The organism is Dryocola boscaweniae (assembly GCF_025215095.1).
GTDB lineage: Bacteria > Pseudomonadota > Gammaproteobacteria > Enterobacterales > Enterobacteriaceae > Dryocola > Dryocola boscaweniae.
In genome coordinates, this window is record NZ_JALHAP010000078.1 from 242,375 (window position 1) to 256,808 (window position 14,434).

9 protein-coding genes and 1 pseudogene are annotated in these 14,434 nt (G+C 56.1%); 3 read left to right on the forward strand and 7 right to left on the reverse strand.

Annotation, left to right across the window (positions count from 1 at the left end):
- Nucleotides 1-202 precede the first annotated feature (202 nt).
- From baeR to MUA00_RS12220, 6 genes are read right to left on the reverse strand one after another with little or no spacing between them, the layout of a single operon-like run.
- Nucleotides 203-925, reverse strand: coding sequence for an envelope stress response regulator BaeR (gene baeR, locus MUA00_RS12195; protein ID WP_271123306.1), 723 nt, complete (start codon nucleotides 923-925; stop codon nucleotides 203-205).
- A 7-nt stretch (nucleotides 926-932) separates the two neighbouring features.
- Nucleotides 933-2,318, reverse strand: a complete 1,386-nt coding sequence (gene baeS, locus MUA00_RS12200) for an envelope stress sensor histidine kinase BaeS (RefSeq protein WP_271123307.1) — start codon at nucleotides 2,316-2,318, stop codon at nucleotides 933-935.
- Nucleotides 2,318-3,730 (reverse strand): MFS transporter, encoded by a 1,413-nt coding sequence (gene mdtD, locus MUA00_RS12205; protein WP_271123308.1) that lies wholly within the window; start codon nucleotides 3,728-3,730, stop codon nucleotides 2,318-2,320. The genes baeS and mdtD overlap by 1 nt, the downstream gene beginning before the upstream one ends.
- Nucleotides 3,731-6,811 carry a multidrug efflux RND transporter permease subunit MdtC gene (gene mdtC / locus MUA00_RS12210; RefSeq protein WP_271123309.1) on the reverse strand — a complete coding sequence of 1,027 codons (3,081 nt, stop codon included), beginning with the start codon at nucleotides 6,809-6,811 and terminating at the stop codon, nucleotides 3,731-3,733.
- The gene (locus tag MUA00_RS12215) at nucleotides 6,808-9,933 is read right to left on the reverse strand and encodes an MdtB/MuxB family multidrug efflux RND transporter permease subunit (protein WP_271123310.1); all 3,126 of its coding nucleotides are present in this window, start codon (nucleotides 9,931-9,933) and stop codon (nucleotides 6,808-6,810) included. Before MUA00_RS12215 ends, mdtC begins: the two co-directional genes overlap by 4 nt.
- Nucleotides 9,933-11,177, reverse strand: a complete 1,245-nt coding sequence (locus MUA00_RS12220; RefSeq protein ID WP_271123311.1) for an MdtA/MuxA family multidrug efflux RND transporter periplasmic adaptor subunit — start codon at nucleotides 11,175-11,177, stop codon at nucleotides 9,933-9,935. Before MUA00_RS12220 ends, MUA00_RS12215 begins: the two co-directional genes overlap by 1 nt.
- A gap of 229 nt (nucleotides 11,178-11,406) precedes the next feature.
- Here MUA00_RS12220 and MUA00_RS12225 point away from each other — a divergent pair.
- Together MUA00_RS12225 and MUA00_RS12230 are read left to right on the forward strand one after the other, a co-directional pair.
- Nucleotides 11,407-11,753: pseudogene (locus tag MUA00_RS12225) on the forward strand (type II toxin-antitoxin system RelE/ParE family toxin).
- Between the two features lies 1 nt (nucleotide 11,754).
- Entirely contained in the window at nucleotides 11,755-12,063 is a 309-nt protein-coding gene (locus MUA00_RS12230) for a helix-turn-helix domain-containing protein (protein ID WP_271123312.1), read from the forward strand.
- Nucleotides 12,064-12,090: 27 nt separating this feature from the next.
- On the opposite strand, the gene yegD is transcribed toward MUA00_RS12230, so the two are convergent.
- A complete protein-coding gene (yegD, locus tag MUA00_RS12235; protein WP_271123313.1) occupies nucleotides 12,091-13,449 on the reverse strand; it encodes a molecular chaperone in 1,359 nt (452 codons plus the stop codon).
- Between the two features lie 132 nt (nucleotides 13,450-13,581).
- Here yegD and alkA point away from each other — a divergent pair, with 132 nt between their 5' ends.
- Entirely contained in the window at nucleotides 13,582-14,433 is an 852-nt protein-coding gene (alkA, locus tag MUA00_RS12240; RefSeq protein WP_271123314.1) for a DNA-3-methyladenine glycosylase 2, read from the forward strand.
- The last annotated feature ends 1 nt before the right edge of the window (nucleotide 14,434 follow it).

Consider the following 14,434-nt stretch of genomic DNA (forward strand, 5'->3'; position numbering starts at 1 on the left):
TTGATGAAAAATCAAACACAGGTCGAATTTACTGGAAATTATAGGAAACGGAAGAGGAGGCGAAAATAAAGTTAAATTTTGTGATTTAGTCGAATTTACAATGTAATATGAATGAAATAAGAAAAGGAAAGGTGTTGCCAGAGAGTTTACTGGAATGAGTTGTCGAAAAGTGCCTCGGAGTAAGGCACTCTTATAAAAAAAGTTACGCCATGCGACAGGCGTCCGCCTCCCAGCGATAGCCCACGCCATAAACGGCGCGAATAAATGACTGTTCTTCATCAAGCGCTTCGAGCTTGCGGCGCAGGTTTTTAATATGGCTGTCGATGGTTCTGTCCGTCACGACGCGATAATCGTCGTAAAGATGGTTCAGCAGCATTTCTCGGGAGAATACTTTTCCCGGCTCGTGTGAAAGCGTTTTTAGCAGGCGAAATTCAGCAGGCGTCAAATCCAGCAGCTTATCGCGCCAGCTTGCCTGGAAACGGCCTTCGTCGATGATAAGCGGGCTTTCTTCTCCCACGGGAATAGGCTCTTGTTGACGCTTGCAGCGGCGCAAAATTGTTTTTACGCGTGCGACAACTTCTCTTGGACTGTATGGCTTGCAGATATAGTCATCGGCACCGATTTCCAGCCCCAGCAGGCGGTCAATCTCTTCTATTTTTGCAGTCACCATAACGATGGGGACTTCAGAGAAACGACGAATTTCACGGCACAGCGTCAATCCGTCGGTGCCCGGCAGCATTAAATCCAGCAGGATTAAATTCGGTGGGGTCTGGCGGACGTACGGCAGAACCTGGTCGCCATGGGTAATCAGCGTAGGGGCGTAGCTCGCCGCTCGCATATAATCGATAAGCAACTGCCCCAGTTTCGGCTCATCTTCAACAATCAAAATGCGTGGAGCATTTTCATCAATCGGAAAATCGGTCATACGTTTCTCATTGATTCTGGATCAAGGGTAACTCTACTGTAATGCTAACGCCCCCGAAAGGCGAATGACCCGCCTTCAGAGTACCGCCGTGCGCGGCAACAATATTCTTGCAGATTGACAACCCGAGCCCGGAGCCGCCGCTTGCGCGGTTTCGCGATCCTTCCGTGCGGTAAAAGCGCTCGAACAGCCGGTTTAGCTGGTCGTCGTTCACGCCAGGCGCGCTGTCGGCGAAGGTCATGATGAAACGCTGCTGGTTCACCTCACCGGAAATCAGCAGTTGTCCACCTTCATCGGTATAGCGCAGGCTGTTTTCCAGCAGGTTATTAAAGAGCTGCATCAGCCGGTCACTGTCGCCAAAGATGGTGACGTGATCGGGCAAAGCGAGGCGAATCGAGAGCCCGCGGGAGTCAAAGCGCTGACGAAATGCGCCCGCCGCCACTTCCAGCAGGGTAATGATATCGAGAGATTTTTTCTGATAGGCCAGCGCGCCTTCATCGGAGAGCGAAAGCTGGTGCAAATCGTCCACAAGCTTAGTAAGCGTGGCGACTTCCATCTGCAATGAAGCCACCGATTCCGGGGTGAATTGACGCACGCCGTCCTGAATCGCTTCCAGTTCACCACGCAAAATCGCCAGCGGAGTGCGCAGTTCGTGGGAGATATCGGCCATATAGGCGCGGCGCATGTTGTGGTTTTTTTCGAGCGTGCTCGCAAGCTGATTAAAATCTTGCGCCAGTTTGCCCAGTTCATCCTGGCTGGTGGAATCGACGCGCGTGGTGAAATCGCCCGCGGCCAGCCTGTGCGTCCCCTCAACCAGCCGTTTGACCGGCGCAAGAAGACCGCGTGCCAGTAAAAAAGTCGCCGCTGCGGCCAGCAGGGTTGAGAGCGCGACGATAATCCAACTGGTGCGCCGCTGTTGACGGTCAAAATTGATATCGGTATTGCGCGTCAGACGTTCAACGGGGGAGGCGATAACCCAGCCTACATCGCGCCCGTTTACGTTAATGGCGCGACGGGTCCCGTCTGACGGCACCGGCCCGCGTGGGCCAACCAGCGCTTTGTAATCCTGATCCACAACCCAGAACTGCGTGCGCCAGCCGTGCGGCGGCATGTTCGGGTTTCGCCCGTCCTCATCATGTTCAAACGATTTGAGGATCTGGAACATAAAGCGGTCGTTATGGCGTAAAAACTGCCAGTTTCCATGCAGCGCGTATTGTTCGCCCAGCGCATCTCCCAGCAATTCAAGACGCTGTTCGTTGCCGTGTTTGATGTAGTCAATAAACCCGCGTTCGAAACTCAGCCGCACGCCCCAGTGCATAATCGCCAGCACCAGCAGGCAGGTGGAGAAGATGGCGAGAAACAGCTTGCCGGTAATGCCTGGCCGCCAGAGTTTCATTATTGGCTCCTTTTACGTCGCGCGATGACGACGTTTTTTGTGGTGTCCTTAGGTACGCGGGTGAAGACCAGCGCGGGGAGGGCGATAATCACCGCCATGCTCAGATAGGTATAAAGGAAGACGCTGTGCACCACCGGGCTGTCCGGCGCAATCTGGTGATGTCCGTACATGCCAAGCAGCATTCCGGCGACGGTGACGCCGATGCTCATGGAAAGCTGCATCACCATCGACAGCAGGCTGTTGCCGGAGCTTGCCATATCGTCCGGCAAATCTTTCAGCGTTAAGGTGTTCATGGAAGAGAAGCGCACCGAGTTAACCATCCCCTGAATAATCAGCACCACCGGCAGCAGGTAATACCAGCCGAGCAGGGCGGTGGCCATAAACAGCAGGCTAATCAGCGCCAGCCCAAGCGTTGAGGCGACCAGTACATAACGGTAGCCGAAGCGGTTGACCACTTGCACCACAATGCGCTTCATGCCCATGCTGCCCAGCACCATCGGGATCATCATTAAACCGGCGTGGAAGGGTGAAAAACCAAGGCCGATTTGCAGAAAGACCGGCGTCATAAACGGCAGCATGCCGCTGCCGACACGACCGCAGAAGCTGCCAAGCAGGCCTATCGAAAAGGTGCGCGTCTTAAACAGGCCAAGTTTGAATAAGGCGTTGTCGTTCCTGCGGGCATACCAAAGATAGAGCATGATTGCCAGCGCGCCGGCGCTCACCAGCAGGCCAAGCGCAAGAGAGGAAATCCCCAGCCCTTTTTGCCCGTCGAGCGCGATAGTCAACGCCGCCATGCCAAACGCCAGCAGCAAAAAACCCGGCACATCAAAGCGGCGGGTTTGCATGGTGTAATTCGGCATCAGCCAGAGCGTGGCGATAGCGCCAATGATTCCCACCGGCAGGTTTATCAGGAAGATCCAGTGCCAGGAAGCGTATTCCACCAGTATGCCGCCCAGCGCCGGACCCAGCAGCGGACCAATCTGGCCGGGGAGGGTGACAAAGGTCATTGCTGCCATGTACTGCTCGCGCGGGACGATTTTCATCACCGTCAGCCTGCCCACCGGCACCATCATTGCTCCGCCAATCCCCTGTACTACGCGAGCCATAATGAGCTCGTTGAGCGTGGAGGCGTGGGCGCAAAGCAGGGAGCCGAGGGTAAACAGCACGATGGCGGTGAAAAAGATATTACGCACGCCGACCCGGTCTGCGAGCCAGCCGCTGGCAGGTAACATAACCGCCACGGTCAGCACGTAGGAGACGATGACCGAATGCATATGCAGCGGACTTTCTCCAAGGCTTGCCGCCATTGAGGGCAGGGCGGTGTTAACAATAGTGGTATCCAGCGACTGCATAAAGAAGCCGAAGGCGACAATCCACAGTTGCCAGCGAACGGCAGCGGGCAGGTCGGTCATTTAACTCAGCACCTCATCTTCACGATTTTTACGGCTAAACCTTAACCGTAGACTTTCAAAGAACAGATAGACAACCGGCGTGGTATAAAGCGTCAGCAACTGGCTGACGACCAGACCGCCCACGATGGTTATCCCAAGCGGCTGACGCAGCTCGGCCCCATCGCCGCTGGTCAAGACCAGCGGCAGTGCCCCGAACAGGGCGGCAAGCGTAGTCATCATAATCGGACGGAAGCGCAACAGACAGGCCTGGAAGATAGCATCAACCGGCGACAGGTTGCCGTTACGCTGCGCGTCTATCGCAAAGTCCACCATCATGATGGCGTTTTTCTTCACGATACCAATCAATAGCATAATCCCTATCAGCGCGATCAGGCTGAACTGCGCATCGAACAGCTCAAGCGCAAGCAAGGCGCCGACACCTGCTGAAGGCAGCGTGGAAAGAATGGTCAGCGGGTGAACATAACTTTCATACAGAATGCCCAGCACGATATAGACGGTGGCGATCGCCGCAAGAATTAACATCACCTGCGATTTCATCGTGTCCTGGAACACCTGCGCCGTGCCCGCATAGCTGCCGCGCACCGTCGACGGCACGCCAAGAGATGTCATAGTGCGGTCAATGGCATCGCTGGCCTCGCTTAGTGAAACGCCCGTTGGCAGGTTAAAGGAAACGGTCGAAGCCGCCGACAGGCCCTGATGGTTTACCGAAAGCGGCGCGTTCGCAGGCTGCCACTTCGCAAAATAGGAAAGCGGAATCGGCTTGCCTTCGTTGTTAGTCACAAACATCTGATCCAGCGCGCTGATGTCCTGGGTATAGCGTGGATCGACCTCCATCACCACTTTGTACTGATTGAGCGGCTGATAAATGGTCGAAATCTGACGCTGCCCGAAGGCGTTATTGAGCAGATTGTTGGCATCACTCACGCTGATGCCCAGCCGCGACATGGTTTCACGGTCGTAGATCAAATTCATTTCCGCGCCGTTGTTCTGGCTGTCCGAGTTAACATCGGCAAGCTGCGGCAGTTTAGCGAACGCCTGACGAATTTTCGGCTCCCATTCGCGCAGGTCGGCGAGATTATCGGAAAGCAGCGTGTACTGATAGCTGGCGTTGGCGGACCGGCCGCCGACACGAATGTCCTGTACGGCCATCAGGAACAGGCTGGCTCCCGGCTCTTTTGCCAGCGCTTTGCGCAGGCGATCTATGACCTGTTGCGCCGTCTCTTTGCGCTCACCAAGCGGTTTTAGAGAGATAAACATCATCCCGCTGTTCACCCGCGATCCGCCGGTAAAACCGGTAACGTTATCCACCGCCGGATCTTCGCGAATGATCTTCATAAAGTCCTGCAGTTTGCCGCGCATGGCCTGGAAAGAGATGCTCTGGTCGGCCTGAATATTGCCCATCAACCGCCCGGTATCCTGTTCCGGGAAGAAGGTTTTGGGAATGGCGATATACAGCCAGACGTTAAGCGCGATGGTGGCAAGCAGCACCAGCCCCGTCAGCTTCGCGTGGCGCAGCACCCAGCGCAGCGAACGGCCGTAGCCTGTCTGCATCGCCACCAGCACGCGGCCGAAGCCACGCTTGCGGTTCGGGTTATGCTGAGGTTTGTTCTTCAAGAGCCAGCCGCACATCATCGGCGTTAAGGTCAGGGAAACCACCAGCGAAATGCCGATAGCCACCGAGAGCGTGACGGCAAACTCTTTAAATAAGCGTCCGGGCAAACCGCCCATCAGTAGCAACGGCAGGAAGACGGCGACAAGCGAAAGGCTCATGGAAAGCACCGTGAACCCGACTTCGCGCACGCCCTGGAGCGCCGCCTGCAACGGTTTGACGCCCGCCTCAAGGTGGCGAGAAATATTCTCCAGCACCACAATTGCGTCGTCCACCACAAAGCCGGTGGCGATGGTGAGCGCCATCAGCGACAGATTGTTGAGGCTAAAGCCGCACAGGTACATGGCGATAAAGGTGCCGATTAACGAAACCGGCACGGCGACGGCTGGAATAAGCGTTGCGCGCCCGGAACGCAGGAACAAGAACACCACCAGAATCACCAGCGCGACGGAAATAACCAGTGACTGCTCCACTTCGGCAAGAGAGGCGCGAATGGTCGGGGAGCGATCCTGGGCGACCTGCAAATCAATCGACGCGGGGATGGTTTCGCGCAGCTCGGGAATTTTCGCCCGGATGCGGTCTACCGTTTCGATGATGTTCGCTTCCTGGGATTTGCGGATCATCAGCAAAATCGCAGGCTTGGCATTAGTCATCCCGGCGTTACGCACATCCTGCACCGAGTCGGTGACGTTCGCCACATCCCGCAGATGCACCGCGCCGCCGTTGTTGTAATGGATAATCAGCGGCTGATATTCCGCCGCGGTTTTCAGTTCGTCATTGGTTTGTAGCTGCCAGCGGCGGGTATCTTCTTCCACCGCGCCTTGCGGACGGCGAACGTTAGCGTTATTGATGGCGGTACGTACGGCATCCAGCGAAACGCCCTGGTTAAACAGCGCCTGTGGGTTGAGATCGACACGCACTGCCGGTAATGAGCTGCCGCCCACGTCGACATCGCCTACGCCGTCAATTTGCGCGACGGTTTGCGCCAACTGCGTGGAAGCGAAATCGTAAAGTTGTCCCTGCGAAAGCGTATCCGACGTCAGCGTCAGAATGATTATCGGCGCATCGGACGGGTTTGCTTTGCGATAGGTGGGGCGGCTCGGCATTCCGCTTGGCAGCAGGCTTTGCGCAGCGTTGATAGCAGCCTGCACGTCGCGCGCCGCGCCGTTAATATCGCGGTCGAAATTAAATTCCAGGATGATGCGCGTGCTGCCCAGCGAGCTGGACGAGGTCATTTCGTTAACGCCTGCGATCCGCCCCAGCGCGCGCTCAAGGGGCGTGGCGACCGACGAAGCCATGGTTTCCGGCGAAGCGCCCGGCAGCGAAGCGCTGATCATGATAACCGGGAAATCCACCTCAGGCAGCGGGGCGACCGGCAGCAACCGGAAGCCCAGCACGCCGCACAGCGTAATGGCGAGAGTCAGCAGGATCGTCGCGACGGGCCGGTAGATGAAGAGAGCAAAGAATTTCACTGAGCTTCTTCCTCACGCTTGCCAAATCGGTTGCGAGTGTAGTGCGAGAGGCGGTCAAACAGCAGGTAGATAACCGGCGTGGTAAACAGCGTTAACACCTGGCTGACCAACAGCCCGCCGACCATGCCAATCCCTAACGGACGACGCAGCTCTGCGCCAACGCCGGTAGAAAGCATCAGCGGCAGCGCGCCCAGCAACGCCGCAAGCGTGGTCATCAGAATCGGACGGAAACGCAGCAGGCATGCCTGATAAATTGCTTCATACGGCGACATGCCCTGTTCGCGTTCCGCCGCCAGGGCGAAGTCGATCATCATGATGGCGTTTTTCTTCACGATCCCGATAAGCAGGATGATGCCGATAATCGCAATCACATCCAGCTCCGCGCCGGACAGCATCAGGGCGAGCAGGGCGCCAACGCCTGCGGTGGGCAGCGTGGAAAGGATAGTAATCGGATGGATAAAGCTTTCATACAGCACGCCCAGCACGATATACATCGCCACCACGGAGGCAACTATCAGCCAGATGGTGCTGCCAAGCGCTGCCTGGAAGGCGAGGGTGCTGCCCTGGAACTGAGTGGTGATATCCGCAGGGAACGAGAGATCTTTTTCCGCATCGGTTATCGCCTGTACCGCTTCGCCTAATGAATAGTCGTCCGTGACGTTAAAGGAAATGGTCGTCGACGGGAACTGATCGAGATGATTTACCGAAAGCGGCGCAAAGCGCTGTTCGACTTTGGCGATAGCGCTGAGCGGCACGGTGCCGCCTTCTGTGCTGGTCAGGCGAATATTATCCAGCGCGCTCAGCCCCGGCGTGGTGCTGGTGTCGTGCTCAAGGACTACGCGGTACTGGTTTGCCTGGGTATAAATGGTGGAAATCAAGCGCTGGCCGAAGGCGTTATACAGCGCGTTGTCGACATCCGACATAGAAATGCCCAGCCGGCTGGCGCTGGCGCGGTCAACGTTAACATACGCCGCCAGCCCTTGATCCTGCCAGTCGCTGCTGACGTCGGAAAGCTGCGGCAGCGTTTGCAGTTTGTTCATCAGTTGCGGCACCCAGGTGCTCAGGGCGTCCAGCGAGGTGGCCTGCAGCGTGAACTGATACTGCGTGCGGCTGACCGTGGTGTCGATGGTGAGATCCTGAATCGGCTGCAAATATAGCTGTACGCCAGGCACGTTTGCCACATTAGTTTGCAGGCGGTTGATTACGGCCTTGATACGGTCATCGCGATCGGCAAGCGGTTTGAGATTGATCTGTAAGCGCGCGCTGTTCAGCGACGGGTTCGTACCGTCGACGCCAATAAACGACGTCAGGCTTTCCACCGCCGGATCTTTCATGATCACGTCCGCAACCTGCTGCTGACGCTGCGACATGCTGGCAAACGAGACGGATTGCGGCGCCTGAAGCGTGCCCTGAATAATGCCGTTGTCCTGAATCGGGAAGAAGCCTTTGGGAATGAATATCCACAGCATTATGGTAAGGGCAAGCGTGCTAAAAGCCACGCCAAGCGTGAGCCATGGATGATTCAGTACTTTAGTTAGCATGCGCCCGTAAGCGGCAATAACACCTTCGAAAAAGCGTTCGCTTGCGCGCGAGAAGCGATTCTGTTTGCGCAGCGATTCATGGCTTAACATGCGCGCGCACATCATTGGCGTGAGCGTAAGCGAAACAATGGCGGAGATTAAAATCGCGACGGCGAGCGTCACCGCAAACTCGCGGAACAGGCGACCGACGATATCGCCCATAAACAGCAGCGGGATCAGCACGGCGATAAGCGAAAGGGTGAGGGAGATAATCGTAAAGCCGATCTCGCCTGCGCCCTTGAGCGCTGCGGCCAACGGCTTTTCACCTTTTTCGATGTAGCGCGAGATGTTCTCGATAACCACAATCGCGTCGTCCACCACAAAACCGGTGGCGATGGTCAACGCCATTAACGTCAGGTTATTGATGGAAAAATCCAGAAAAACCATCACCGCGAAGGTGCCCACCAGCGATAGCGGCACCGCCACAGCGGGAATGATCGTTGCGGGCACGTTCCGCAGGAAGACGTAGATGATCATAACTACCAGCGCAATGGCGAGCATCAGCTCATGCTGCGTATCCGTTACGGAAGCGCGGATGTTAGTCGTGCGGTCGCTCAGCAGTTTTACTTCAACCGATTTCGGCAGGCTCTGGGTAAGCGTTGGCAGCATCTGACGAATGCTGTCGGCGGTGTCGATAATGTTCGCGCCGGGCTGGCGCTGCACGTTCATCACAATCGCCTGTTGTTTATTGGCCCATGCGCCAAGCCAGGTGTTTTCTGCGCCTTGTTCGACGGTGGCTACATCCCCCAGGCGGATCGGGGCGCCGTTCTGGTAGGCAATTATCAGGTTGCGATACTCTTCCGCCGACTGCATCTGATCGTTGGCGGAAAGCGTTACCGCGCGCTCAGGGCCGTCGAGGCTGCCTTTTGCGGAGTTGACGTTTGCGCTGGTAATCGCGGTGCGAATCGTCTCGCTGGTTAACCCCAGCGCCGCAAGGGCTGGGGCGTTCAGCTTCACGCGTACCGCAGGACGCTGCCCGCCGGAAAGCGTAACCAGGCCGACGCCGGAAACCTGAGAAATTTTCTGCGCAACGCGCGTTTCCACCATGTCTTCAACCTGCGTCATCGGCATGGCGGTGGAGGTAACGGCGAGCGTCATAATCGGCGGGTCCGCCGGGTTGACCTTGCTGTAAACCGGTGGATTAGGCAGGTCGGAGGGCAGAAGGTTTGTTGCGGCGTTAATTGCGGCCTGCACTTCCTGTTCGGCGACATCCAGCGGCAAAGTAAGCTGGAACTGTAGCGTTACCACCGATGCGCCGCCCGCGCTTTGCGAAGACATCTGCTTTAAGCCGGACATCTGCCCAAACTGGCGCTCCAGCGGGGCGGTAATAGCTGAGGTAACCACATCCGGACTGGCTCCCGGATAGAGCGTTACAACCTGAATGGTTGGATAATCTACTTCAGGGAGCGCAGAAACCGGCAGGAAGCGATAACCGATAATCCCCGCCAGCAGGATAGCCAGCATAAGCAGCGTGGTGGCAACCGGACGCAGAATAAACAGGCGGGATGGGCCGCCTGTCGCGCTGGGAGGTAAAATCTGCATCAGGATTTCGCTCCTTTACGAAGAGGCGCGGACTTCTCGTCAGACTTGCTTTGCGTTGCGTCGTCGGTGGCCGAATGGGCTTCCACTACTTCCACTTTTGCCCCTTCGGTGAGGCGGTCTATGCCGTCGGTGACCACGCGATCGCCTGCGGAAAGCCCGGCGGTTATCACCACTTTCTGGCTGTCCTGGATACCCGTTGTGACCAGATGCTTACTGACTTTGTTATCGACGTTCAATACCCAGACGAAGTTGCCTTCGTTACCCATTTGCAGCGCGCTCGTTGGGATAACTACGGCGTTTTGTTGGGTATCGACCAGCATACGGGCGTTGACGAACTGATTCGGGAACAGCGCGTCATCTTCGTTATTAAACCGCGCTTTGAGTTTGATGGTGCCGGTGGTGGCGTCAATCTGGTTATCCAGGCTCAGCAGGCTGCCGGTGCTGAGCTTCTGCTTGTTGGTGCGATCCCAGGCTTCAACGCTCAACGCATTGCCCGCTTTTTGCGCCTTCACCACGGTGGCGATGTCGCTTTCCGGCAGCGTGAAGACTAAATCAATGGGATGCGTTTGGGTCAGCACCACGATACCTGTGGTATCCCCGCTGGAAATCTGGTTGCCGATATCAACCTGTTTTAAGCCGACGCGTCCGTCAATGGGCGCGGTAATGCGGCTCCAGTCGAGCTGTAACTGAGCGCTGGCAACTGAGGCTTCATCCGCTTTTACCGTGCCTGCGGATTCGCTCACCAGCGCCTGTTGTGCATCCAGTTCCTGACGGGAAACGAGGTTAGTTTTCACCAACTGCTGATAGCGAGCTAAATCGCGGCGGGCATTGGCAAGCGTGGCCTGATCTTTTGCAAGCTGCCCCTGTGCCTGAGCCAGCGCGACTTTGAACTGGCTTGGATCGATTTCAGCCAGCAAATCGCCGGCTTTTACCTGTTGTCCTTCCTGGAAATGAATCGCCAGCAGTTGTCCATCCACGCGGCTACGTACGGTAACGGTATTCGCCGCCGTGATGGTGCCAAGGCCGGTGAGATAACGTGGTACGGATTCGCTGGTTGCCGTGGCTGCCTGAACGGGAGCCAGTGCGCCGCCACGCATGCCGTGGCGTCCGCCGCCTTGCTGTTGGGCGGATTTCTGCGCCTCAGGTTCGCCTGTGGCGCCGCTACGCCAGAAATAAACGGCTGCGATAGCAACAATAACGATCCCCGCAATAAACAACCAACGAGTGGTATGCGTACCTTTCATAGATATACGTCTTCTCTTCCTGAAACGATTAGGCTTAATGATACTAGTGTAGAGACCCGCAGGCGCTGAAAAATGAAGGAAATATGAAGTACTGTATGGATAAATCTGATTGAGGGCTTTTCTTCGGGACGCCTCGCATCCCTTTGGGATAGCTATATTCAGTTTAAAAAACCACCAATAAACTGTGACTTCGGCAATAAATATAAACTATAGTTTATAAGGTGTGGTTATGACATGGACGGTTTTATTGACCCGATGTTTTGAAGAGTGGTTTGAAGAACAAAACGACGATCTTCAGGAAAACATGCTTAAGGCTATGGGCACCTGAAATTTTGGGGCCCTGCTTTATCCCGCCCTTATGCTGATACGGTTAAGGGCTCCCGCTTCGCCAATATGAAAGAATTAAGAATTCAGCACCGCGGGCGGCCAATAAGGGCTTTTTATATTTTTGATTACCGCCGCAATGCCATTGTGCTTTGCGCGGGGGACAAATCAAAGAGCAAGCGTTACTACGAAAAGATGATCGCTGCTGCGGATAGAGAGTTTATCGCCTGGTTGAATTTACAGGAGAAATAAGATGAAAGGTTATACAAGTCTGGAAGAGTTAATTGCTCGCCGCTCGCCTGAGAGCCAGAAGCGTATTGCTCAAGGCACCCAGGAACTGATTCTGGAAACTTGTCTGCATCTGATACGGGAAGAAATGGGCTGGTCGCAGAAGCAGTTGGCAGAAGCAATGGGCATCAGCCAACCCGCAATTACGGCTATTGAACAGCGGGGCAATGAAATAAAACTTGGCACGTTAAAACGCTACATTGAAGCGCTTGGCGGCACGCTCTCGTTACAGATTGAGTTTCCGGAAGGTGTAAAACACGTAGAAGTAATTTAAACCGTGAATCCCTTCACGGCTTTTTACTTAGCCGCGAAACACCACTTCAGCCCAGCGTGCAAGACCGGCGGTCACCGAGCCGAAATCATCGCCTCCGGCAAGCTCAATACCCGGTAGCTTTTGCGCCAGCGCATGTTTTATCAGCGGCGAACGGGCGCTGCCGCCGGTAAGATAAATCACATCCGGCTTCACATCGCTGGTTTCAAGAGCAAGCGTAACCTGTTCCAGAATGCGCTGGAGCGGCTGGCTGATAGCGCTTTCCAGCTCGGCCTGGGTGATTTCGCAGCCCAGCTCTTTGGCGATAAATGGCAGCATTGTGGCAACCTGCTCGCTGTCGGAAAGGGCAATTTTGCTCTCTTCCGCAGCGCGCACCAGACGGTAGCTCAGACGCTGACGCCATACTTTTTGCAGGTACGCCACTTTGTCCGATTCGCGCGCGTCGCGCACCAGTTCGCCCAGCATTCTTCCATTGGCGGAGCTGTAAAAATCGTTCTGCGCCGGCACATCGTTGATGGCAACGGCGTTCCACCATGGCAATACAGGAAGGGCAATCCCTTTTTCCGTTTGACCCCCCATGCCCAGCAGCGGTGAAAGCTGCTTGAAAGCCAGCATGATGTCGAGATCGTTTCCACCGACGCGGCAGCCGCTGTGACCGAGTAAACTGTGCTCGCGGTCGCGACGCGTGTGCCATTGCGGACCCATCAGCAGAACAGAGCAGTCCGTCGTACCGCCGCCGATATCCACCACCAGCACCTGTTTTTCAGCGCTGAGCGAGGCTTCAAAATCAAGCCCTGCGGCAACGGGTTCAAACTGGAACACCACGTCCTGGAACCCGGCGCGATGCGCCGCACGTTCAAGAATGCCCTGCGCCTGCTGGTTGGCTTCTTCGCCGCCTAAGCCCTGGAAGTTAATCGGACGGCCAATCACGGCCTGGTGAATAGGCTCTGCGACCTGCGTTTGCGCCTGGTTGCGGATATGTACCATCATGGCGCAAACCAAATCTTCGAACAGCGCGACCTGCTGTGGTTTCAGCCCGCTGGCGCCAAGGAATGATTTCGGCGATTTTACGAAGTAAACCTCTTCCGGGTCTTCCATGTACTGGCGCAGCGAACTTAAGCCAAACTGCACGCTGCCCGGCAGCACCTCGATATCTTCTTCACGGTTAAACGACACGGCGCGACGCAGCAGCGCCTGAGTTTCGTCGCCATTGGCCGGAACCTGATGGTGACGATAAAGCCATTCGCTGACCGCTTCGCGCGTGGGGGCGCACAGCATAGAGGGAAGCAGGGAAGAGCCGTTTTCCATTTCCAGAAGCCGGGGGGCGCCCTCGCGCATCACCGCAACTGAACAGTTTGCCGTACCATAATCAAAGCCTATAAATTGCATAACATCCCCATGCCGGTGAGAAGGGGGGCGACTTTAGCGGAATGCGTCGCCGTGGGCAACTGAATATCAAAGCAAGGCAGGAATTGGCTTTTGCTATTATGCTAAGTCCATAAAAAGCCATGGGAATCAACTATGTTTGAACTTGTTTACCACCCGCCTTACGACTGGCAATGGATGTTCGGTTTTCTGAGCGCACGTGCGGTTTCTGGCATTGAAACGGTCACGCCAGCGCGCTATTGCCGCAGCTTTGCTTTAGGCCAACATCACGGGCTAATCACGCTCGAACCTGATGAAACTCGCCATGTGCTGAAAGTCACTTTATCCGAAGGATTGCTGCCGGTGGCGGGGGAAGTTCTGGTAAGAGTGCGCAAGCTGCTGGATCTGGACCGCCAGCCTCAGCCGCTGCTGGAAAGCCTTGGCGAACTGGCTCAGGCGCGGCCGGGGCTGCGATTGCCAGGGTGCGTGGATGCTTTTGAACAGGCCATTCGGGCCATTCTGGGCCAGTTGGTGAGCGTTGCGATGGCGGCGAAACTTGCCGGGAAAGTCGCGCAGAACTTTGGCGAGCCGCTTGCAGGATCCCCGGAATGGCGGCTTTTTCCCGAAGCCCGCCGCCTTGCTGCGCTGACGCCTGAACAGCTCAAGCCGTTAGGGATGCCGCTGAAACGAGGCGAAGCGATTATTCATCTGGCGCGCTTGGTTGAGGCAGGGGAATTTCCGCTGACGATTCCGGCGAATGTTGAACTGGGAGTGAAACAACTGATTACCCTGCCGGGCATCGGCCGCTGGACGGCGAACTATTTTGCTTTACGCGGCTGGCAGGCAAGCGATGTGTTTTTGCCCGACGACTATCTGATTAAACAGCGCTTCCCCGGCATGACCCCCGCACAAATTCGTCGCTATGCGGAACGCTGGCAGCCCTGGCGTTCTTATGCGCTGCTCCACATCTGGTACAGCGACGGCTGGCTGCCGTTAAGTTCCGGATAAA